The sequence below is a fragment of the Polluticoccus soli genome (assembly GCF_029269745.1).
Lineage (GTDB): Bacteria > Bacteroidota > Bacteroidia > Chitinophagales > Chitinophagaceae > Polluticoccus > Polluticoccus soli.
In genome coordinates this window covers 1,280,198-1,303,157 of sequence record NZ_JARJHT010000001.1, presented here as the reverse complement: position 1 = coordinate 1,303,157, position 22,960 = coordinate 1,280,198, and the positions used below count along the sequence as shown (strand labels likewise).

Below are 22,960 nucleotides of genomic sequence, written 5' to 3'. Positions count from 1 at the left end.
AATGAACGAAACATAAAAAGGGCCGGTGATTCACCGGCCCTTTTCTTTTTTATCGTGCGTCGAAATCGACAACTACTCTTTCTGATTTGGGGTGCGCCTGGCAGGTCAGCACAAAGCCTTTGGCGATTTCATCCGGCTCCAGAGAATAGTTCACTTCCATTTCCACTTCTCCTTCTGTTACGCGCGCACGGCAGGTAGCGCATACGCCGCCTTTGCAGGCATAAGGTAGATCTGCGCCATGCTTCAGTGCAGCATCCAGGATGTTATCGCTATTGTAAGCAAGATCCATATCGAAGGTAGTACCATCGAGTATGATGCTCACTTTGCTCATTGGTCCTTTGTCCTCTGAATGCTCCGATGCCCATTTCTCGTGTGAACGTTTGGGCTGGTCAGGAGAAGTGAACAGTTCTATATGCACGTTTGCAGAAGGCATGCCCATGTTTACCAAACGTTCGCGGGTAGACAGGATCATGTCTTCGGGGCCGCAAATAAATACTTCGTCGATAGAGTTCAGATCGATCAGTGTATCAGCGAACTCGGCAACCTTATCAGCGGTTATCCTACCATTGAACAGCGGAAACTCCATATGCTCACGGCTAAGTACGTGGTATACACGCAGCCTTTGCATATGCTGGTTCTTCAGCGCTTCTATACCCTCGCGAAAGATGATCGTATTGCGGCTGCGGTTTCCGTATATGAGTGTGAAGTTGCTATTAGGCTCATCTTCCAACACCGTCTTCATGATACTCATGATAGGGGTGATGCCGCTACCGGCTGCTATGGCCAGGTAGTTCTTATGTATCTTTTCCGATTTACGCGGCGAGAACTTTCCAAGTGGCGGCATTACGTCCAGCACATCGCCTGCCCTCAAAACCTCGTTGGCATGGGTAGAGAATTTACCCTCGTCCACCTTTTTGATCGCAACGCGCAGCTCACCGTCTCTCGGACTTACGCAGATAGAATACGACCTGCGTACTTCAGCATTTTCCATATGCTTGCGAAACGTGAGGTACTGTCCCGGTGCAAAGCGGAATATATCCCGCAGGTCACCCGGTACCTCCAACGCTACCGAAACGCAATCTGCTGTTTCGGGTCTTACCTCTTTTACCTTCAACTCATAAAATCTTGGTGCAGACATGATTTCAAACTTAACAATTATTCAATAACGGTATGCTTATCCCAGCATATCGTCCAGTTGTTCTTTTTTTATCATAGTGAACACCTTCTTACCGTCCGGTGTGTATTCAGGTTGTGTGCAAGCAAACAGTTCATCGATCAGTGCCTGCTGGCTTTCGGGTTGTTGTAAGGTATACCTACTGCGCGACAGTCGGCGAGCCATATTTATCAGCAAGGTATCGGCACGTTTACCTACGGCATCAGGCGACTCGTGTTTCAGCTGCTCAACCACTTCGTCCAGTACGTTTTTCTCTTCACCTGCCGGAAGCTCTGTCGGCACACCCTGTACGGCAAAAGTGTTTTGACCGAAAGGGGCAATATCAAAACCGATCCTGGCCAGATCCGGCAAGGCTTCGTTGAGCAATATCGCATCCTGAGGTGACAGTTCATACGAAATAGGGAACAGCAGTTGCTGCGATGGTGTGCTTCCGTCGTTCCATTCCTGTAGCAGGCGTTCGTACCAGATACGCTCCTGTGCGCGGCGGATGTGGATCACCATCATTCCCGACTTCACGGTGGTCACCAGCATAGAGCCTTGTACCAGCAGAATATTATGACCTGCTCCGGCGCTGTCGGTTTCTTTTTGCACATGCAGCTGCTGCTGTGTATGCTCTATATGTTGCGATGCCTGTGATACTTCAGGCGACTGCGCGATGGAATACAGTTCTTTCCATTGCTGCAAGCTGTCTTTTTTCTCTATAAAGTGCGCCTGGTTCTTACCTGTGAAAGTATTGAACAAGTATCCTTTCTCAGTATTAGTGCGGTGCTCGTGTGTGCTCGGCAACTGTACCGACGAAAGTTGTTGTATCTCTGGGTTCAGAGTAAAATCGAGTGAAGGGGCGATGTTGTACCGTGCGAGCGCATGTTTTACTGCCGCGTTCAGGTAGGTGTACATTAACCTGTCATCCTCAAATTTTACTTCCTGCTTGGTGGGATGCACGTTCACATCTACACGAGCAGGATCAACTTCGAGGAACAGAACATAGAACGGGAAAGCATCTTTTTCTATCAGTCCTTCGTATGCCTGTACTACTGCGTGATGCAGGTAAGGGTTACGGATAAACCTGTTGTTGATGAAGAAGAACTGCATGCCGCGTGTGCGGGTAGCAGCTTCTGGTTTGCCGATAAAACCTGAAATATTCAGTATGTCGGTTTTCTCTTCTACAGGTACGAGGTTCTTCTCGTAAGAGTTACCAAGTAGTCCTACGATGCGTGTTTTCAGATTACCGCCTTCCAGGTGAAACTGTTCGGCGTTATTGTTCCAAAGGCGGAAGCCAATGGCTGGATGCGCCAATGCTACACGTGTGAATTCATCTACTATATGTCGGAACTCCGTTGTATTACTTTTCAGGAAGTGACGACGGGCAGGTACGTTGTAAAACAGGTTTTTCACCATGATATTGGTGCCCTGTGCTGTCGCGCAGGGTTCCTGTGCTTTTACTTCTGTAGCTTCTACTGCTATCCTTGTGCCAACGTCGCTGTCTTGTTTTTTGGTCTTCAACTCCACTTGTGCCACCGCCGCTACCGAAGCAAGCGCTTCGCCGCGGAACCCCATGGTTCGTATAGAGAAAAGATCGTTTATGTCGCGGATCTTGGAAGTGGCATGCCGTTCAAAACTCATACGCGCATCTGTGGGACTCATTCCACATCCGTTGTCTATCACCTGTAGCAGTTCTTTCCCTGCATCTTTGATCACCAGCTGTATCTCGGTAGAACCAGCATCCACTGCATTTTCTAACAGTTCCTTAACAGCAGACGCAGGTCGCTGGATAACCTCACCTGCGGCTATCTGGTTTGCTATATGATCTGATAGAAGTTGGATTACGTCCGGCACGGTTCAAAATTGTTGCGCAAAGTTAACTCTTTAACCCTCAATCCCCGAGTGCCGCCAAAGATATGATGAGGATCACCATTTGAGAATGACTGAGGTCATCAGCAGGCGAATAATATAACACGACTTTTACATCGTTACATGCAGGATAAAGAACACATATTTTAGCACCAGAGGGATAAGAGAGTAATAACGTTTTCGTAATGGTACAAAGGGTAAGCCGCAGCTTCTTTCAAGAGGCCGCGGCATTTGTTTTTAATTAAGTTAAATAAGGTTTACATTTAATAACCATCCCAACTCTCGGGAGTAACTTTGTTGTTATGGGTAGATTATTTAGTGTGCTTACGGTGTTCTTCATAGTGTTCTACATGATCTTTGCAAACGCTCAGCAGAGAAAAGATGTAGCTATGGATCCCGTAAAGAGGAAGTGGGTAGATAGCGTGTACAATAAACTAACCGACCGTGAGCGTATAGGCCAGCTTTTCATGGTTGCCGCATATTCGGGCGGTAAGGACTACAACGAAAATCAGATAAAACAAATGTTGGATAGTCGCCAGATAGGCGGGGTTATTTTCATGGGCGGTACTCCTGAAGCACAGGCCCAGTTGAATAACCAGTACCAGCGCATGGCCCAGGTGCCGCTATTGGTAGGTATGGACGCTGAGTGGGGGCTTGGTATGCGCCTGAGTGGTGTGGACGACCTGCCAAAGGCTATGATTATAGGCGCCACCCGTGATACCGCATTGGCATACGAAGTAGGTAAGGTGATCGCCCTGCAGTGTAAAAGGCTGGGCGTGCACATCAATTTCGGTCCTGTGGTTGACATAAATAACAACCCGAAGAACCCGATCATCAATGCGCGTTCTTTCGGTGAGGATAAGAAATGGGTGGCCAAACTGGGTATCGCCTATATGCGCGGCCTGCAGGATAATGGGGTGATGGCATCTGCGAAACACTTCCCCGGTCATGGTGATACAGATATAGATTCGCATAAAGACCTTCCTACTATTAATAAATCATTGGAACAATTACAATCGCTAGAGCTGTACCCGTTCAATGAACTGATAAAAGCCGGTGTGAAGAGTATGATGGTGGCGCACCTGCAGGTACCTGCACTTGAGAAAGACCCGCGTACGCCAACCACGCTTTCGAAGAATACGGTAGCCAACCTGCTGAAAACAAAAATGGGTTTCAAAGGACTGGTGTTTACCGATGCATTGAATATGCATGGTGTTGCTAAATACTATTCGCCAGGTGAAGTAGATCTGCGCGCATTTGTAGCAGGTAACGATGTATTACTGTTCTCACAAGACGTTCCTACAGCGATCACTAAGATCGAAAATGCTACGAATGAAGGTGTGATCGAAAAATCGGACCTGGAACAGCGGGTAAGAAAGATATTGGCGGCGAAGTATGACGCAGGACTGAACAATTGGAAGCCTGTTGACGTAAACAATCTTGCTAATGACCTGAACAAGTATACTGCCTCGTTGCGCACGCGTGTTGCAGAGAACGCAGTAACAGTGGTCCGCGACAGGAACAACATACTTACTGATATCTCACGTACAGGTATGCAGATACAATATGTAGGAGTAAACTCAATGGGCAATACAACCTTGTTCAACCAGCTGAGCCAGACCTACGGTAATGTAAATGCGCAATGGCTGCCTGCTAATGCAGCTGACAACAAAGGAGATGAAATATTGAAGTCGATCGATAAAAGCGGTATCTCGATAGTGGCAGTTCACAACATGAGCTTCTATCCATCGGGTGGCGATTATGGACTCACAGCAAAGCAACTTGCTTTCCTGAAGCAAGTACAGAAAAAGACCAACGTGATGTTGGTGATCATGGGTAATCCATATATTCTTAAGAATATCAATGAAGCTTCGTCGATAACTGTGGCATACGAAGACGATGTAGCTACAGAGAATGCAGTAGCAAGACTGCTGGCGAAAGAAATGCCTGCCAGAGGTTACCTGCCTGTAACGCCATACTTCAACATGAAGATGGAAGGGCTGCCAGTATATGCCACGGCTACGAAACCGGTGGCGGGTACGCTGACAACCGTTGACTTCGTAGAAAAAGCGGGTGTGGTAAATCCGGACGCGCTTGATAAACTGAACTTGTTCATGCAGCGTGCAGTTGCCGCTGGAGCTTTTCCCGGTGCGCGCGTGCTGGCTGCTAAAGACGGTAAAATATTCTATAATGAATGTTTTGGTTTCTGTACGCCGGATAAGGTGGACAGGGTAAACCCGAATACGATATACGATGTGGCTTCGCTTACCAAAGTGCTGTCTACAACACTTGCTGTAATGCGCCTGTACGAAACAGGTGCTTTGCAGTTGGATAGAACAGTGGGCGATTACCTGCCGTGGACGAGAACCAGCAACAAATCCGGCATTAAAGTGCGCGATCTTCTGATGCACCAGGCGGGACTGAAAGCATGGATACCGTTCTATACTGAAACACTGGATGCAAGCGGCAACCTGCGTAGTGATCTATACAAGACAGCACCTGATGCTAACTTCACCATCCAGGTGGCGAAAGATCTTTATCTCCGCAAGGATTATCCTGATTCGATATGGGCAAAGATCCTGGCATCTCCTATAGAGACCAAGGGCAAGTACGTTTACAGCGATCTCGATTATTTCTTCCTTGCGGCTATTGTTCAGCAGATAAGCGGCAAGCGTATCGATGCTTATGTTGAATCTAATTTCTACAAGCCACTTGGTTTGCAGAGGACGGGGTACAATCCACTGGATAGATTCAAGCTGTCTGAAATTGCACCAACAGAAAATGATATGGTATTCAGGCACCAGCAGATACAAGGGTATGTTCATGACCAGGGCGCGGCTCTACTGGGCGGTGTAGCCGGTCACGCTGGTGTATTCGCATCGGCGCAAGATGTTGCTGCAATATTCCAGATGCTGCTGAACGGTGGTACTTATGGCGGCAAACGCTTCTTCAAAAAAGAAACGGTGGATATGTTTACTGCGTACAGTTCGAGTGTGAGCAGGAGAGCGCTTGGTTTTGATAAACCATCGACAGACAGCGAAGATGGCGGACCCGCGGGCAATCGTACTACAGGTTTGGCCTTCGGTCACCAGGGTTTTACTGGCACTGTTGCCTGGGCTGATCCAGGTACTGGCGTTGTGTTCGTATTCCTGTCTAACAGGGTAGCGCCATCGGCAAACAATAACCTGATCAATAAGCTAAACATCCGCACTATGGCGCAGGACTATATTTACGAATCACTGGGATTGCCGGTGATACGCAACCGTGCTGAAACTCAACGATCACAATTGGTCACCCATAGATAATCAATTTTATTGCTGATAACTATTTGCCGGGCTCGTCCCGGCTTTTTAGTTTTTTTAACATTTAAAATTTCCTGTTATGACTTATTCCTGACAATTTTGTCTTCACACTACTTCAAACCATCGCTCCCTATGTTACGCCCCATCGTCACACTCTTACTGTCCCTGGCTGTGTTCTGCGCCAAAGGACAATCTTACACGATCACCGGTTCGGTGATGGATACACTCAACAGCAACGGTCTGCCCAGCGCTTCTGTCGTGCTCATTCATGAAGCAGACTCCATGATGGAAACTTTTACCCGAACGAATAACGACGGCGTCTTCACGCTGCATCCTAAGACTCCGGGTAAGTATATTCTCATGATCACTTTTCCGGGGTTTGCCGATTATGTGGATGTAGCCAACGTAAAAGATGGAACGCCTGTGGACATGGGCGCGATACCGATGGTGACTAAAGCACACCTGCTGAAGGAATTCGTATTTACACAGCAGTACGCAGCCATAAAAGTAAAGGGCGATACCGTGGAGTATGTCGCTGATAGTTTTAAAGTGAAAGACAATGCAACCGTAGACGCTTTGTTGAAAAAGCTGCCGGGACTGCAGGTGAATAAAGATGGTGAGATCATCGCACAAGGCGAGAAAGTGCAAAAGGTGTTGGTGGATGGTGAGGAATTCTTTTCTGACGATCCTGCCATGGTAACCAAAAGCCTGCAGGCAAAAGTTGTAGACAAAGTACAGGTGTTTGATAAGAAAAGCGACCAGGCTGAGTTTACCGGTATTGATGATGGTGAAAAGACAAAGACCATCAACCTGCAGCTGAAAGAAGACCAGAAGAAAGGATACTTTGGAAGGGTAACAGGTGCAGGTGGTGCGGGTGATGAACGCGCCTATTATGAGAACCAGGCCATGGTGAATGCATTTAAAGGCAACCGCAAAATATCTGCGTTTGGTATCATGTCAAACACAGGCAAGATGGGGCTGGGCTGGGATGACCGAGACAAGTTTGGTGGCGGCAGCGGTGGAAATACAGAAGTGGATGATGAGGGCAATGTGATGATGTATTATTCCGGCAACGATGATGATATGACGAGCTGGAATGGCGATTATAATGGTAAAGGTATTCCCATGGCATATACAGGTGGTACTCACTATTCCAATAAATGGGCAGAAGATAAACACCACTTCAGTGGCAACTATCGCTTTGCGCAACAAGAGATAGATATAGACAACAGTACGACGACCCAGTATATCCTGCCTGGTGACAAGTACAATACTACATCACAAAAAAGCGATCAACTAAACATAGGCAGGAGACACCGGGCAGATTTCCAGTACGATATCAAAACAGACAGTCTCAGTTCTGTTAAGATAACAACCGTAGTTGGCTACAATGAAATAGACAACAGCTCAGCCTACAATAGCGAAACAAAAAACAACGAGGGAGAAAGCCTGAACGAAAGTCTTCGCACTCAGACAACAGATGGCTTTACAAAAACACTCAACAGCACGCTGGACTGGAAGAAGAAATTCATGAAGAAAGGCCGTAGTTTTTCACTGAACATCACGGAGAACTACCGGCAGCAGCAGAATGATGGTTTCTTAAAAACGGTCAACAAGTTTTTCGACACGCTGGGTGAGTTGACATCTATAGACACAATAGACCAGAGAAAGCAGAATGCTAACGAGAACCTGGCGCTGTCATCAAGAGCGGTCTATACTGAGCCGCTATCGAAAGTATTGTTTGCGGAAGTGAATTATTCTTTCAAACTGGATAATAGTAAAGCAGACCGTATCACTACAGACAAGAATAAAGGAACGGCTGATTATATCGACGTGAACCAATTTCTTAGCAGCAACTACGAATTCGAAGTGTTGACCAATACTGGTGGTGCTAGCTTGAAATTCGTCAACAAAAAGATCAATGCCAATATTGGTTCGTCTGTTGCGGCGTCCAACTTCAAGCAAAATGATCTGAACAAGGACACGACGTACGTATACAATTTCGTCAACTTGTTTCCCCGCGCCAACTTTACATACAAGTTTAACAAGCAAGCGCAGGCAAGCCTGAACTATAACGGCTCTACCCGCCAGCCAACACTGGAGCAGCTACAGCCCCTGGCAGATAATAATGATCCGCTTAATATTTCTATAGGTAATCCTAACCTGACACAGGAATTCAAGCACAATGTCTCCGCCAGATATAACAACTATAAACCCCTTACAGGACGCTATATTGGCGGTAGTGTCAATCTAATGCTCACCGATAACGCGATCAGCCGCACAGATAGCGTTAACGACCGCGGCGTGCGTACTTATCAATATGTGAACGTGGATGGCAACTATTCAGCCTGGCAAAATCTCTGGTTTGGCTCCAGTATCAAGAAATACCACCTGTACTGGCATGTTTATGTAAACAACAGCATCAACCACAATATCAGCTATGTAAATAACCAACGTAACGAGAGCGATAACAATCGCTATTCAGTCGGTACTGAACTTCAGTACGAAACCAAGGACGAGAAGTTCTCTGCCAGTATTGGGCCAAGTGTTGCCTACAACGATTTCCGTTCTACGATCAATACAGCTAATGCCAGTTATTGGTCCATGGAGCACGAGTTCAATATCAAGTATGAATTTCCGTTGAAGTTTGAAGTCGCTTCAGATATAAACTGGTTCATCAGGGAAAAGACAGAAGTGTTCACCAGCAACAACAATGTGTTCAAGTGGAATGCATATGTCAGCAAGAAATTCCTGAAGAATGACCAGTTGGAGTTGAGAGCTTCTGTATTTGATATCCTGAATCAGAACATCGGCTTCAATCGTACCGCCAACAATAACTATATCACTGAAGACCGGTACAACACTGTACGCCGTTACGGTCTCATCAGCCTGATCTGGAATTTTACCAAGTCACCATTAACTGCTCCTGCTGAAACAGTCAAATGATCTTACCCTATGAATAAGCTATATCACATACTCATACTCGTGTTGTTATCGCTGCCTGCTGCCGCGCAATACACTACCTATGGAAAGGTAGAATACGAACGCAAGATCAACATTCATCGCCGCATAGAAGAGCTGGGCGAGGACCAAAGAAGATTTTACGATAAGATAAAATCACAGCTGGCAAAATACCATCTCTCTTATTTCGACCTTTACTTCACTACTAGTAAAGCCATTTATAAACCCGGTCGTGAAACGGAGAATGTGTCGAGATGGCTGAGCACACCAGCCCCGGAAAATGTTGTGTACTCTGATTTTAAGAAGGACAGTGTAACCGCACAGAAGATAATTTTCGAAGAGAAGTACCTGGTGCAAGACAGTATGCGCGAGATAAAATGGCGGATCACAGACGAGATACGAACCATAGCCAACTACAAATGCAGAAAGGCTGTAGGCAAAATATGCGACTCAGTATACGTAGTGGCTTTCTATACTGATGATATCATGGTGAGCGGTGGCCCAGAGATGTTCTCAGGTTTGCCGGGATTGATATTGGAGCTCGCAGTTCCCCGCCTCTACTCTACATGGATAGCCACTAAAGTAGACGTAGTACAACCGAAAGAGGAGGATTTCAAAATATCGCAAAAGGGGAAGAAGGTGAATCAAAAAGAACTGTTCGACCAGATGAACAAAAGCATGGAGGACTGGAAGAGTCATGGCCCACGCAATATTTGGTGGACAACCTTATAAATGAAAACGCCCGGATGAACCGGGCGTTTTCATTTATCCAATTGCTTGTTTCAGGTCTTCTATCAGGTCGTCGATGTCTTCGATACCAACGCTCAGGCGTATCAGCGAATCAGCAAGTCCGTTAGCAATGCGTTGCTCGCGCGGAATAGAGCCGTGCGTCATCGTAGCCGGGTGGCCAATTAGTGATTCAACACCGCCCAGCGATTCAGCAAGCGAGAAGAGTTTTGTTTTCTTCAGCACTGCGTTGGCAGCTTCAATGTTGTCGTCTTTCAGCACGAAAGATATCATACCGCCGAAGCCGCGCATTTGTTTTTTCGCGATTGCGTGGTTCGGATGATCTTCAAAACCGCACCAGTATACTTTACCCACTTTCTCGTGCGAGCGCAGGTAGTTAGCAATAGCTTCACCATTCTGGCAGTGACGATCCATGCGCACGTGCAGTGTTTTGATACCACGAAGCACCAGCCAGCAATCGTGAGGGCCGGGTACGGCACCGCAGCTATTCTGGATAAAACGCAGACGTTCTTCCAGGCTTTGATCGTTCATGATCAGAGCACCATGCACTACATCCGAGTGGCCACCAAGATATTTTGTTGCTGAGTGCAACACGATATCTGCACCCCAATCGAGCGGGTTCTGCAGGTATGGCGATGCAAATGTATTGTCTACAACCAATAGCAGGTTTTTCTCCTTTGCTATTTTAGCACAGGCTTCTATGTCGATGATATTCAGCAGTGGATTGGTAGGTGTTTCAGCCCATATCATCTTCGTTTTGTCGTTGACGTGCTGGCGAATATTCTCCGCGTTGCTCATGTCAATAAAGTGGAACTTGATGCCGTAGCATGCAAACACTTTAGTGAAGATGCGGTAAGTACCACCATACAGGTCGTTGGCTACTATTACCTCGTCGCCCGGCATCAGGAGCTTAGCTACTGCATCAGTTGCAGCCATACCGCTGCCAAAGCAAAGGCCGTATTTGCCATTCTCGATAGCAGCCAGTGCATTTTGCAATACTGTACGCGTTGGGTTTTGCGTACGTGCGTATTCATATCCCTTATGGTCGCCGGGTGCGGCCTGTACATAAGTGGAGGTTTGATAAATCGGTGTCATGATAGCCCCGGTTGTAGGGTCTGGTTCAACACCTGCGTGAATCAGCTTAGTGCCTAATTTGTATTTCTTATTATCCATCGTTACCGTTGATCAAAATAGTTATGCGTGCTCTGCATGAACTCTTTGAGAGAATGCAGCGTATATCTGTGTGAGTATGTCTTCTATGTTATAATGATGCTTCCAGCCCGGGAAATGCGATTCGAATTTTGAGGTATCGCTGATCCACCAGATATGGTCGCCTATCCTGTTTGTTTCGGAGTATTGGTAATTCATAGGCTTGCCGGTGATGCGCTCACATATCTCGATGGCTTCAGCCATAGAACAGTTAGAGAACCTGCCGCCGCCTGCGTTATATACTTCACCATGGCGTGGTGCCTGGTGGAAATGCCAGAACATGTTCACGAGGTCCCATGCATGTATGTTGTCGCGCACTTGTTTGCCTTTGTAACCGAATACGGTGTACTTGTCGCCAGTTATAGCACACTTCATCAGGTATGAAAGGAAGCCGTGTAGCTGTGTACCGCTGTGGTTAGGCCCTGTGAGGCAACCACCACGGAAGATGCCGACGTTCATGCCGAAATACCTGCCATATTCCTGAGCCACGACATCAGCAGCTACTTTTGATGCACCGAACAGTGAGTGTTTGGTATGATCGATGCTCATTTGTTCATCGATGCCGTGTTTGAAATATGGATGGTCTTCAGCTATCTCCCAACGCTTGTCCAGTTCTACAAGTGGCAAGTAGTTAGGCGTATCGCCGTATACTTTGTTAGTAGAGGTAAAGATGAATGTAGCGTCTTTACAATGCTTGCGTGTTGTCTCCAGCAGGTTGATAGTGCCGTTGGCGTTTACTGTAAAGTCGGTGAGCGGCTCGTTTGCAGCCCAGTCGTGGCTAGGTTGCGCAGCCGTGTGTACGATCATTTTTATATCGGTGCCGTACTGTTCAAATATTTTATCGATTGCTTCGATGTCGCGGATGTCTGCGGCGTGGTGTTCGAAATTGTCCACTTTCGAAAGCAACCTTGTAGTATTCCATTCGGTTGACGCGTCCGCACCAAAAAAGCGCATGCGCATGTTGTTGTCGATACCGACCACTTTATCGAACTTCTTGGAGAAAAATTCGACAGATTCGCTGCCTATTAGGCCTGATGAACCTGTTACTATACAAACACTGGGCATAAGGGGTAAGTTTAACTGTGATATAGAAGCGAAATTAGGCTATAATATGCAGAAAGCCCTGATATTACTGTTGCATTAGAATAAACTGTTATTGCTGGCGCGCCAGTCTTTTCCCAGGTGGCGGTACGCTTTTTCGGTAGCTTCCCGACCGCGAGGCGTGCGCATGATATAGCCTTCCTGGATGAGGAACGGCTCATAAACCTCTTCAATAGTGCCGGCCTCTTCACCTACTGCAGTAGCGATATTATTGATACCTGCGGGTCCGCCTTTGAATTTATCGATGAGCGTAGATAGTATCTTGTTGTCCATGTCATCCAGCCCGCTCTCGTCTACATTCAGCGCTTTCAGACCATACTCAACAATATTCATATCGATGACGCCATTGCCAAGTACCTGCGCAAAATCGCGCATGCGCCTTAATAACCCATTGGCAATACGCGGCGTACCCCGGCTACGGTCTGCTATTTGCATGGCCGCGTCTGAGGTTACCTTTACATTTAATAAGGCAGCTGCGCGTATGATGATGCGCTGCAACACCTCAGCATTATAGTATTCCAGCCTCGATTTGATACCGAAACGGCTGAGAAGCGGGGCTGTCAGCAAACCTGAGCGGGTAGTAGCACCGACCAGTGTGAATGGATTCAAGGTGAGCTGAATGGAGCGTGCGGCCGGGCCGCTATCTATCATTATATCTATCTTGAAATCCTCCATGGCTGCATAGAGGTATTCCTCTACAACTGTACTTAGTCGGTGTATTTCATCGATAAACAATACATCGCGTGGCTCAAGGCTGGTGAGCAAGCCTGCCAAGTCGGCGGGTTTTTCGATCACTGGTCCGCTGGTTTCTTTGATCGCTACGCCCAATTCATTGGCAACAATGCGCGAAAGCGTTGTCTTTCCCAGGCCTGGAGGACCGTGAAATAAAACGTGATCTAACGCCTCACCTCTCAGGTTGGCTGCTTTGATGAATATGCGGAGGTTCTCGATCAGCTGGGGCTGACCGGAAAACTCTTCTATGGTTTGGGGACGGATACTGTTCTCATATTCCCGTTCCTGGGAACTCAATTTATCTGTCGGCCTTATGTGCGATCCTTCCATGCCGCTAAATTATGAATATATCGTCACTGCTTGCCGAATGCCGTTGCCAGCAGTGTTTTGGTAAAATGATCCCAGGTATATTTTTTCTTTTCTTCTTTCAGGTAGGCAGCAAAAACAGCCGGGTCCTGCTGAAAAAATTTTACAATGGCGTCGGCAATTGCCTTCGGTTCCGAGCCGGTTACATAGCCCACTTTGCCGTCGGGTATCAGTTCAGCCAGTCCGCCAACATTGGTCACTACCATTGGTTTTTCAAAATGGTAGGCTACCTGCGAGATACCGCTTTGTGTAGCGCTCCGGTAGGGCTGTACAACAAGATCAGCTGCACTGAAATAGTATTTTACTTCGTCGTTAGGAATGAACTCGGTAAAGAGTTGTACCTGGTCACGTAGATCGTTTTTATCAATTATTTGCTCATACAGTTCACGGTCACCGTAAAATTCACCGGCTACTATCAGCTGTGTGCCTGCTGCTTTAATTCGCTCATCGGCCATAGCCTCCAACAACAAGTCAAGGCCTTTGTATTTTCTGATAAAACCAAAGAACAAAAGATACTTGCCTTCCGGAAGCTTTAGTTTGGTCAGCGCTTCTTCTCTCGATACTCCCGGGCCGTAATTATCATACAAAGGGTGCGGCTGGTAACTAGCTGGTTTATTGGTCAGGTTTTTCAGATCCTTGAGTACCTCTTTACTCATGGTCACAAAGCTGTCTACCGGCTTCAGGAAATATTTAGTGAACGCCAAATCGCCCGGCCTTTTTTCATGTGGTATCACATTGTCGGCAATGCACAGTATGCGTGTGTGTTTATTGCCACGCACAATGCGTAAAATAGTACCGAGACATGGCCCCATAAAAGGTAGCCAGTAGCGAACGATCAAAAGATCTGGACGGGCTTTTTTTATCTCGTTACCTGATGTTAGCCAGTTGAACGGATTGATAGAATTAATGATCGTCCTGATCTTTAGGTGAGCAGGCGCAGGCTCGTCGGTAAATTGTGATTTGCCGGGAAACAGGAATGAAGGATACTGCAGCGAGAACGAGTAGATGATTACATCGTGCCCTAGCTCCTGCAATACTTCAGCAAGCCGCTCATTAAAAGTTGAGATACCACCGCCACGTAACGGATAAGCTGGGCCAACTATCGCGATCTTCATAATGTTTTCTCCTTAAAATCTATCTGCGCTCTATTATAGTCTTCTGGTATGCCTATGTCAATAAAATAGCTGTCGCTAATGAAACCGGAGAACTTGCCTTCCGATACAAACTTCGCGAGGTAATCAGTTTCAAACGAAAACTTTTCTGGCAAGCGATGTTCCAGGAAGGCTTTACGGTTAATGATATATACACCACCATTGATCAATCCTTGTGCGCCGGCACGTTTTTCTTCGAACGAAGTGATGATGTTATTGTCATCGCAGTTTACTAATCCATAACGCCCTGCATCGCTCATTGGTTTTAATGCCAGTGTTGTTTCAGCACCCAATTTCTTGTGTAGTTCTAATTGTTGTACGATCTCTACATTGAACATAGTGTCGCCGTTCAAGACCGCGACATTATCGTCTGCTGCAGCCTTCAATGCTAGTTGTATGCCACCACCTGTACCCAGTGGTTCGTTTTCTATCACAGGTACGATCTCGAAACTATACTGCTGGCTCTTCAGCCATTCATTGATCACTTCGTGCTTATAACCGAGTGATAATATCAACCGGGTGCAATTTTGCAATGTCAGGTAGTCGAGTATATACCTGAGAAAAGGTTTCCCGTTTACTTCTGCCATGCACTTAGGGTAGTCGCCAATGGTGTTGCGTAGCCTTGTACCCAATCCTCCCGCCAGTACGATACATTCCATATTATATGCTCCAGGTTGACAGCCCGTGTTGTGTGAACTGGTAAGCGCGGAAATCTCCACCAAAATTGTTTAGCGCCTGCTGTACCGAGTAACGTGTGTTGGCGGGACAATAAAACATCATAAATCCACCACCGCCCGCTCCGGATATCTTACCACCAGTTGCTCCTGCCTTAAGTGCCACCTCGTATATATCGTCCATTTTGGTATTAGATATGCCCTGGGCCATTTGCTTTTTATAACGGAAGCCATAGTCGAGAATGGCACCAATGTCATGAACCTTACCTTTCAACAAAGCCTCTTTCATCATCTGGGCCTGTTCTTTAAGATGGTGCATCGCTTCGATAGATTGCTGGTTTTTTTCTTTAACGTTCTTGCTCTGCGTTTCGATAATAGTAGAAGAAAGTCGGCTGGTAGCTGTAAAATAGAGCAGCAGGTTGTTTTCGAGCTCATACAGGTATTGTGGCTTGATACGCAATGGATTTACAATTACCTTGTCTCCGTCGTAAAACTCCATAAAGTTCACACCGCCAAAAGTAGCGGCGTATTGATCTTGCTTTCCCCCTGCCATTGCAAGGTCAACGCGTTCTACCTGGTAGCTTAGATGCGCAATATCGTATTCACCCAGCGGCAATTTTAGCCATTCTGCAAATGCGCCGATAATTGCTACCATCAAAGTAGAAGAAGTGCCGAGGCCGGAACCAGCCGGGGCATCTACAAATGTCGTCAGCTTAAAGCCTGATGGGAGTTTGCCATAGGTTTTTACAATACTGTTGTAAACGCCGGTTGCCAGATCAAGCTTACCGTCAATAGGCAGCGTATCGGTAAGGTCATATTGTACTGTTTCCTGTCTGTCTATTGCTTCGAGCTGAACGACTGGTTCGTTCAGCAATTCAATAGTGGCATATGCATATAAAGAAATCGTAGCATTCAATATCGCGCCACCGTAAAGGTCACAATACGGACTAACGTCGGTGCCGCCGCCAGCTAGTCCGAGGCGTAACGGGGCTTTACTCCTGTAGATCATTTCTGCAAAATAGGTAGCTAAAATACAAGTTATTATCGCTTTTCAGCTTCGCCGCTCATTTATATAAAATAGCAAAGCGAAAATGAGAATACCAATTAGTCCACCTATGCTATCAGCAAACGTGTCCATATTATCCTGCGTGCGACCCACTACATAATGGCCTTGTATGTATTCCACCAGCCAGCCCAGAAAAACGGTAATGGTAAATAACGGGATCAGGAAATGTATATTGCGTGTAGGCGTCGAGCACAGCCATAAGAAACTGAACGCTCCAAACAGCACAAGGTGTACCCACTTATCTATAAATGGTATGTCCACATCCGGCAGGTCGCGCCCCGGTAAAAAGCATAAAATAAAAATGAGCAAGGTCCAGGCTATTGCCAGCCACCTTGCTCTATTCTTATATGGAGAGTCTTGCGAGAATATTTTACTCATAGCTTATTCGCCAATAAGCTGGCGATAAGCAGCAGCATCCATCAGGCCTTCAACGTCAGCCAGGTTGCTCACGGTCATTTTGATCATCCAGCCTTTACCATATGGGTCCTGATTTACAAACTCAGGATTGCCTTCCAGTTCCGGGTTCACCTCGTCAACTGAGCCAGCTATAGGCAGGTACAGGTCTGATACGGTTTTTACGGCTTCTACAGTACCAAATATATCGTTGGCGCCCAGGCTTTTGCCAGTTGAGTTAATGTCAACGAAAACGATATCACCCAGCTCACGCTGTGCAAACTCAGTAATGCCTACAGTTGCAGTATTGCCTTCGAGCTTGATCCATTCGTGGTCTTTGGTGTATTTCAGTGTATCCGGGAATTGCATAATGGTTTTTTTGTGGGCGTAAAAATAGAAGAAAATATCGGGAGTAAAAATTACCCGTTATGCAGTCGTGGAAACTGCAAAAGTCGCGAGAATTTACATATTTTGATTTTTCAATATAATTATCTTGTTTCGTTTTAATTCGAGTTTAATTTTTTTTTAACTTTAATTTAATTTCCATAGATTTACTGGCTGTTAAAGAAGAGTTTTTTCTTTTTAACTAAACGACACAATCCTAACTGTTTAATTATTGAAGTGATGAATACGCTTAACTTTACTCATAGGATCAAGGCTGTCCTTTTGCTTTGGATTCTTGGGGTATTAAATCCAATCGGAGTTCGCGCTCAGTTTGCTACCGCCGCTGCTTACCCGTTTACCGCTTCGCAAAAACCATTTAACTACCTTGTTGGTGGCACCAGTATTACCTTCTCAAGCTGGGATGATAGCGGCACTCCTATTCCTATTGGTTTTACTTTTAATTTTTGCAACACGCCATATACGCAGGTTACCGCGCACACGAACGGTTTTTTGCGCTTTGGCAATAATACAGGTTATACCTATCCTGCCAGCCAAAGTAGTTTGTCTAGTATTGCTCCTTGCGTAATGGCAGGCTGGCACGACGCATCAGGCGACGTATCAGGTAGTGGTGCAGCGAGCCCTGTAACTTACCTGATGACGGGTACGGCGCCTAATCGCATACTCACAGTCGAATTCAAAAACTGGGGTACGTTTTCATACACGTCTTATCCGGGCTACATTACTTATCAGTACATCTTGTACGAAGGCGGTCCTATTGAGATCATGTACAAGCAGGAGGCTGGTACCAGCGGCTTTGGTTCATCAGGCTCGGCAACGGCGATTGGAATCGCCAACTCCAGCAGCGACTGGCAGACACTTAATAATGTAAGCGCCACCCCGGTTTCTTCCAGCACGACTTTTACATCAAGCATTAACGGTAAACCTGCTACAGGTCAAAGCTATTTGTGGGGCCAGGTGCCTTGTACAGGTACACCTACAACATCTGTTGCTGGACCTGACCAGGTTTGTCCTAATAAATCTTTCGGACAAAGCCTTGCAGGGCTGGCGATCTATTCAGGTTTTACTTTCCAATGGCAAACTTCTGCCAACGGTACGGCATGGACGAACTGGACAGGTACCGTGAGCTCAACTGGTGATATCTCTGATGTCATTAATACACCAAAATGGTATCGTTGTACCGTTACATGTATCGCCTCCGGTCAGTCGTATACTACTGCTCCGAAGCTGGTAACCATTGCTCCGTTCTACTATTGCTATTGCGGTGGCTCAACAGCTACTACAGCTTCTGGCAACGATATTGGTAATATGAGCGTGATCACGTACCCTTCCAATCAGACTATACTTAATAACGGCAGCGCTATACCTATGTTGAGCAACGCCAGTGCAAATAAAATGTACACTGATTTCAGGATTAGTATTCCGCCTGTGCCAATGTACCACGATAGTTCTTATGTGCTGCAAGTGTCGCAAATATCGTCTGCGGCCACCTTCACCGAAGGTATTGCTGCCATATTTGTCGATTATAACCGCAACGGCAGGTTCGATCCGTGGGAACGGGTAATGGAGGAAAAAACCAGCCAGGCGTTGCCTAATCCCGGTGTTGTAAAAGATACGTTCACCGTTCCGGACACCGCTGAATATGGTTTCACCGGTATGCGCGTGGTGTTCCGCGCCGGCAATATATCTCCCGATACCTGTGCCTCTTATCCTGAAGGCGAAACAGAAGATTACCTGGTAGATCTTCGTTACCGTCCTTGCGACAGCAAGCCTACTCCGGGCACCATTGAAGGTGACACGTCTATGTGCGTTGGATATGACTATATATTGACCGATACTACTTATCAAACCAAAAAGCATGGCCTGTCGCGCCTGTGGCAACGCTCAGCCGATGGTATCGGTTGGGTGGATATACCTAACTCAGTTGATAAGGATACTTTGATGCGCATATTCACCGGTCAACCATTGTTCTACCGCGTGCGCATGATCTGTTCTCATACCAACGATACTGCTTATACCGTAGTTCATAAAGTGAACCTGAAACCAACATACAAATGTTACTGCTTCAGCCAGTCGCTGGGTGGTGTTAACGACTCAAGTGATATTGGTGGTTTTGGTATCTACAACTTTGCAACTACCGACGGTGGCGCTCACCTGGACAACCCTCGTGCAGTGCGCAAACGCCAGGACTTTACAGATCGTCAACCTGTTGAGTTATGGGTAGACAGCATGTACCAGTTCCATGTGTACCATACTATGCCGAACGAGTTCCACAGCGATGCTAAGATCACGGTGTTTGCTGATTTCAACGGCAACCATCAATACGATATGCCTGACGAGCGCATCTTTACAGGTTTTACCAACGTAGGTTATCATACACTTCTGGGCAACGTAGTAATACCTAATGCAGCGATCGTTGATGCGCCAACAGGTTTGCGTGTGATCATAAATAACAACGTAGGTCCTAATCCTCAGTCTGACGATGCTTGCGGTACTTATATCTCAGGTGAAACAGAAGACTACATGGTGATCTTCCGTCGTCCGTTCAACGTAAGTGTAAACAATACTACTGCGGATCTGCGTACGGTGCAGGTTTATCCGAACCCTAGCAGCGGCAAATTTACTGTCGACTTCTACAGTGGCAACACCATCAAAGAAGTTAAGGTTCGTATCATGACCGTTACTGGTCAGCAAGTGCTGAGTGAAGTATACAATCATAACGGCGGCAGGTTTACTAAAGAGCTCAGCCTCGAAAGCCAGGCCAAGGGTGTATACTTTGTTGAGATCGATGCTGATGGTATAAGAGAAACTAAACGATTGGTGATCAAATAATAACCAGCGGTTAATAAACAGATATGGTGAAGGGAGCCCCGATGGGCTCCCTTTAATATTTTATTAATCTTACAATTAAATTGGAGTTAAATCGTTGTCTGGAGCGGGTTTCAAAACTGTTCGCGCTATCTATATACCTAAATTTACTATCCGGTTAAAAACTGTTCGCAGTTATTTAACTGCCAGAATCCAGTACTTCTAAATAGTAATAATATAGATAAGATGAATACCCGATCTATTGTTTACAGGATGAAGGTTGTTGTGCCTTTCCTGGTTTTAGGGTTTGTGTGTGCGTTTAACACTTACCGGGCATATGCTCAATTTGCTACCGCTGCTGCGTATCCGTTTACGGCATCGCAAAAACCATTCAACTACCTGGTTGGCGGCACACCTGCTACAACAGCAAATACTTCGAGCTGGGATGATACCTACACCAGCCCGGCTATACCCATCGGATTTACATTTACCTTTTGCAATGTGCCGTATACTACCGTAGTCGGCCATACCAACGGCTACATGAGCTTCGGAACTAATAATTCTGTGGTGCTCAGTCCCAGTGCAAGTAGCTTAAGCACCATAGGTCCTTGCATGATGGCCGGTTGGCACGATGCCTGGGGAAATGTCAGCTCAAGCGCCATTACCTACAAAACAACAGGAACAGCTCCAAACCGCGTGTTTACCTTGGAGTTTAAAAACTGGGCTTCTTTCTCTGCACAGTCGCCATTATACATTACCTACCAGTATATTCTGTACGAAGGTGGACCGTTGGAGTTGATGTATAAGCAAGAGGCAAGTGGCCAATTTTTTAGTGCTGCGATCGGTATTGGACGCAACTCAACAGACTATCAGTCATTGCCTAATACAAGCGCCTCGCCTGTACCTTCCAGTTCAACATTTACTGCCAGTCTTTCGGCAACACCAGCTACCGGTCAAAGCTATTTGTGGGGACAAATACCTTGTACAGGCACGCCCACTACATCTGTAGCCGGACCTAATGAAGTTTGTCCGAACAAACCATTCGGACAAAGCCTGGCAGGTCTGGCCATTTATTCCGGTTTCTCTTTCCAGTGGCAGACATCTGTCAATGGCACAACGTGGACCAACTGGACAGGTACAGTCAGCCCAACCGGCGATATCACCGATGTTATTTCATCGCCTAAATGGTATCGCGCCACAGTTACCTGTATCGCATCAGGTCAGTCATTTACCACAGCGCCTAAGCATGTAACCATCGCACCATTTTACTTCTGTTATTGCGAAGGCTCTAAAGCCACTACTGCATCGGGTTTGGACATTGGCAATGTGAAAGTGATAACCGACCCGGGCAACCAAACTATTTTAAACAATGGTTCGGGAACGCCATTCTTAAGTAACGCAAACGCTAATAAAACATATACTGATTTCAGGTCTGCGCTGCCACCGGTGCCAATGTACCACGATAGCACTTACCATTTGTTTGTGCAGCAAATAAGCTCGGCAAGTTCCTTCAGCCAGGGTTCTGCGGCTATATTTATAGATTACAACCGCAACGGCGTATTCGACCCGTGGGAACGCGTGCTGCAAGAGCTTACAAGCCAGTCATTACCAAACCCTGGTCTTGTAAGAGATACGTTTACGGTACCCGATACTGCGGGATTTGGTATCACCGGTATGCGCGTAGTGCTGCGTCTCGGCAATGTTAATCCGGATACCTGTGCCTCTTATACTGAAGGTGAAACCGAAGATTACCTTGTCGATATTCGTCATCGCCCTTGCGATGGAGCATCTGTGGTTGGTACGATCCAGGGCGATACCTCTATGTGTATAGGTTATGATTATGTACTTACCGATACAACATACCAAAAGGAAAGAAACGGTCTGTCGCGCTTATGGCAGCGTTCGGCCGATGCAATAGGCTGGGTGAATATACCTACCTCGGCCGACCAGGATACACTGATGCGCATCTTTACCGGTCAGCCATTATTCTACCGCATGCGCATGGTCTGCTCGCATACCAATGATACTGGCTATACTCCCGTACATAAAGTGAACCTGAAGCCAACGTATAAATGCTACTGCTTCAGCCAGTCGCTTGGAGGTGTGAATGATACCAGCGATGTGGGCGGTTTTGCTATTTACAATTTTGCAAACAACGATGGCGGTGCTCACTTGGGCAACCCTCGTGCAGTACACAAACGCCAGGACCTTACCGACCTGCAACCTATCGAAATGTGGGTGGACAGTATCTACCAGTTCCATGTATTCCATACTATGCCAACTGAGATCCATAGCGATGCTAAGATCACGGTGTTTGCCGACTTTAATAACAACCACCAATACGATATACCTGACGAGCGCATCTTTACAGGGTTCACTAACGTAGGTTATCATACACTGATCAGCAATGTGGTGATACCTAACGCTGCCATAGTAGATGCACCCACTGGTCTTCGCGTTATCGTCAACAATAACGTAGGACCAAACACAGCGTCAGATGAAGGTTGCGGCACTTATATATCAGGCGAAACAGAAGACTACATGTTGATCTTCCGTCGTCCATTCAACGTGAGTGTAAACAACACAACAGCAGATCTGCGCACGGTGCAGGTATATCCAAACCCAAGCAACGGCAAGTTTACTGTCGACTTCTACAGCGGCAACACCATCAAAGAAGTGAAATTTCGTGTTATGACTGTGACCGGGCAACAAGTGTTTAACGACGTGTACAGCCACAATGGTGGCAGGTTCACCAAAGAGCTGAACCTGGAAAGCCAGGCTAAAGGTGTCTACTTCGTAGAGATCGACGCTGATGGAATCAAAGAAACAAAGAGATTAATACTGAAATAACAACCTGTTTAGTAAAGATAAAAGGAGCTCAAACGAGCTCCTTTTTTTATTGACTTTTTAATACTAATTAAAAGTCAGTTAAATAGATTAAATGTTTTATGTGATTGCTTTTGCTTGCTATAATTTACTGCAGCGTAAAAGATCGCCCCCGAAAATTAACTGCAGTTTACAAT

The 22,960-nt window shown here is 46.4% G+C and carries 15 protein-coding genes; 5 read left to right on the top strand and 10 right to left on the bottom strand.

Annotation, left to right across the window (positions count from 1 at the left end):
• Positions 1–49 precede the first annotated feature (49 nt).
• Together paaE and mutL are read right to left on the bottom strand one after the other, a co-directional pair.
• On the bottom strand, positions 50–1,138 hold the full coding sequence (paaE, locus tag P2W83_RS05755; protein WP_276132748.1) for a 1,2-phenylacetyl-CoA epoxidase subunit PaaE: 1,089 nt from the start codon (positions 1,136–1,138) through the stop codon (positions 50–52).
• Positions 1,139–1,174: 36 nt separating this feature from the next.
• The gene (gene mutL, locus P2W83_RS05750; protein WP_276132747.1) at positions 1,175–3,010 is read right to left on the bottom strand and encodes a DNA mismatch repair endonuclease MutL; all 1,836 of its coding nucleotides are present in this window, start codon (positions 3,008–3,010) and stop codon (positions 1,175–1,177) included.
• Positions 3,011–3,327: 317 nt separating this feature from the next.
• On the opposite strand from mutL, the gene P2W83_RS05745 reads away from it, so the two are divergent.
• The 3 genes from P2W83_RS05745 to P2W83_RS05735 all read left to right on the top strand — a co-directional run bounded on the left by P2W83_RS05745 (position 3,328) and on the right by P2W83_RS05735 (position 10,020).
• The gene (locus P2W83_RS05745) at positions 3,328–6,330 is read left to right on the top strand and encodes a serine hydrolase domain-containing protein (RefSeq protein ID WP_276132746.1); all 3,003 of its coding nucleotides are present in this window, start codon (positions 3,328–3,330) and stop codon (positions 6,328–6,330) included.
• Between the two features lie 129 nt (positions 6,331–6,459).
• Positions 6,460–9,273, top strand: coding sequence for a TonB-dependent receptor (locus tag P2W83_RS05740; protein ID WP_276132745.1), 2,814 nt, complete (start codon positions 6,460–6,462; stop codon positions 9,271–9,273).
• Between the two features lie 9 nt (positions 9,274–9,282).
• The gene (locus tag P2W83_RS05735; protein ID WP_276132744.1) at positions 9,283–10,020 is read left to right on the top strand and encodes a GLPGLI family protein; all 738 of its coding nucleotides are present in this window, start codon (positions 9,283–9,285) and stop codon (positions 10,018–10,020) included.
• A gap of 33 nt (positions 10,021–10,053) precedes the next feature.
• Here the strand turns inward: P2W83_RS05735 and P2W83_RS05730 are convergent, their stop codons facing one another.
• The 8 genes from P2W83_RS05730 to gcvH form a co-directional block, all read right to left on the bottom strand.
• Positions 10,054–11,208, bottom strand: a complete 1,155-nt coding sequence (locus P2W83_RS05730; RefSeq protein ID WP_276132743.1) for a cystathionine gamma-synthase — start codon at positions 11,206–11,208, stop codon at positions 10,054–10,056.
• A 21-nt stretch (positions 11,209–11,229) separates the two neighbouring features.
• Positions 11,230–12,309: an NAD-dependent epimerase/dehydratase family protein gene (locus P2W83_RS05725; protein WP_276132742.1), complete on the bottom strand. Its 1,080-nt coding sequence runs from the start codon at positions 12,307–12,309 to the stop codon at positions 11,230–11,232.
• A 75-nt stretch (positions 12,310–12,384) separates the two neighbouring features.
• Entirely contained in the window at positions 12,385–13,407 is a 1,023-nt protein-coding gene (gene ruvB, locus P2W83_RS05720; RefSeq protein WP_276132741.1) for a Holliday junction branch migration DNA helicase RuvB, read from the bottom strand.
• Between the two features lie 23 nt (positions 13,408–13,430).
• Positions 13,431–14,558: a glycosyltransferase gene (locus P2W83_RS05715; protein WP_276132740.1), complete on the bottom strand. Its 1,128-nt coding sequence runs from the start codon at positions 14,556–14,558 to the stop codon at positions 13,431–13,433.
• On the bottom strand, positions 14,555–15,253 hold the full coding sequence (locus P2W83_RS05710; protein WP_276132739.1) for a nucleotidyltransferase family protein: 699 nt from the start codon (positions 15,251–15,253) through the stop codon (positions 14,555–14,557). Before P2W83_RS05710 ends, P2W83_RS05715 begins: the two co-directional genes overlap by 4 nt.
• Before the next feature lies 1 nt (position 15,254).
• Entirely contained in the window at positions 15,255–16,277 is a 1,023-nt protein-coding gene (locus tag P2W83_RS05705) for a GHMP family kinase ATP-binding protein (protein ID WP_276132738.1), read from the bottom strand.
• Positions 16,278–16,319: 42 nt separating this feature from the next.
• Positions 16,320–16,712 carry a VanZ family protein gene (locus P2W83_RS05700; RefSeq protein ID WP_276132737.1) on the bottom strand — a complete coding sequence of 131 codons (393 nt, stop codon included), beginning with the start codon at positions 16,710–16,712 and terminating at the stop codon, positions 16,320–16,322.
• 3 nt (positions 16,713–16,715) lie between these two features.
• Positions 16,716–17,096, bottom strand: a complete 381-nt coding sequence (gene gcvH / locus P2W83_RS05695; protein WP_276132736.1) for a glycine cleavage system protein GcvH — start codon at positions 17,094–17,096, stop codon at positions 16,716–16,718.
• 255 nt (positions 17,097–17,351) lie between these two features.
• On the opposite strand from gcvH, the gene P2W83_RS05690 reads away from it, so the two are divergent.
• Entirely contained in the window at positions 17,352–19,961 is a 2,610-nt protein-coding gene (locus tag P2W83_RS05690) for a T9SS type A sorting domain-containing protein (RefSeq protein ID WP_276132735.1), read from the top strand.
• 222 nt (positions 19,962–20,183) lie between these two features.
• Positions 20,184–22,787 (top strand): T9SS type A sorting domain-containing protein, encoded by a 2,604-nt coding sequence (locus P2W83_RS05685; RefSeq protein WP_276132734.1) that lies wholly within the window; start codon positions 20,184–20,186, stop codon positions 22,785–22,787.
• The last annotated feature ends 173 nt before the right edge of the window (positions 22,788–22,960 follow it).

Bases quoted from the DNA above. Each gene is read 5' to 3' on its own strand.
- paaE (WP_276132748.1), bottom strand. From the start codon at position 1,138: ATGTCTGCACCAAGATTTTATGAGTTGAAGGTAAAAGAGGTAAGACCC.
- P2W83_RS05745 (WP_276132746.1), top strand. From the start codon at position 3,328: ATGGGTAGATTATTTAGTGTGCTTACGGTGTTCTTCATAGTGTTCTAC.
- P2W83_RS05740 (WP_276132745.1), top strand. From the start codon at position 6,460: ATGTTACGCCCCATCGTCACACTCTTACTGTCCCTGGCTGTGTTCTGC.
- P2W83_RS05735 (WP_276132744.1), top strand. From the start codon at position 9,283: ATGAATAAGCTATATCACATACTCATACTCGTGTTGTTATCGCTGCCT.
- P2W83_RS05730 (WP_276132743.1), bottom strand. From the start codon at position 11,208: ATGGATAATAAGAAATACAAATTAGGCACTAAGCTGATTCACGCAGGT.
- P2W83_RS05725 (WP_276132742.1), bottom strand. From the start codon at position 12,309: ATGCCCAGTGTTTGTATAGTAACAGGTTCATCAGGCCTAATAGGCAGC.
- ruvB (WP_276132741.1), bottom strand. From the start codon at position 13,407: ATGGAAGGATCGCACATAAGGCCGACAGATAAATTGAGTTCCCAGGAA.
- P2W83_RS05715 (WP_276132740.1), bottom strand. From the start codon at position 14,558: ATGAAGATCGCGATAGTTGGCCCAGCTTATCCGTTACGTGGCGGTGGT.
- P2W83_RS05710 (WP_276132739.1), bottom strand. From the start codon at position 15,253: ATGGAATGTATCGTACTGGCGGGAGGATTGGGTACAAGGCTACGCAAC.
- P2W83_RS05705 (WP_276132738.1), bottom strand. From the start codon at position 16,277: ATGATCTACAGGAGTAAAGCCCCGTTACGCCTCGGACTAGCTGGCGGC.
- P2W83_RS05700 (WP_276132737.1), bottom strand. From the start codon at position 16,712: ATGAGTAAAATATTCTCGCAAGACTCTCCATATAAGAATAGAGCAAGG.
- gcvH (WP_276132736.1), bottom strand. From the start codon at position 17,096: ATGCAATTCCCGGATACACTGAAATACACCAAAGACCACGAATGGATC.
- P2W83_RS05690 (WP_276132735.1), top strand. From the start codon at position 17,352: ATGAATACGCTTAACTTTACTCATAGGATCAAGGCTGTCCTTTTGCTT.
- P2W83_RS05685 (WP_276132734.1), top strand. From the start codon at position 20,184: ATGAATACCCGATCTATTGTTTACAGGATGAAGGTTGTTGTGCCTTTC.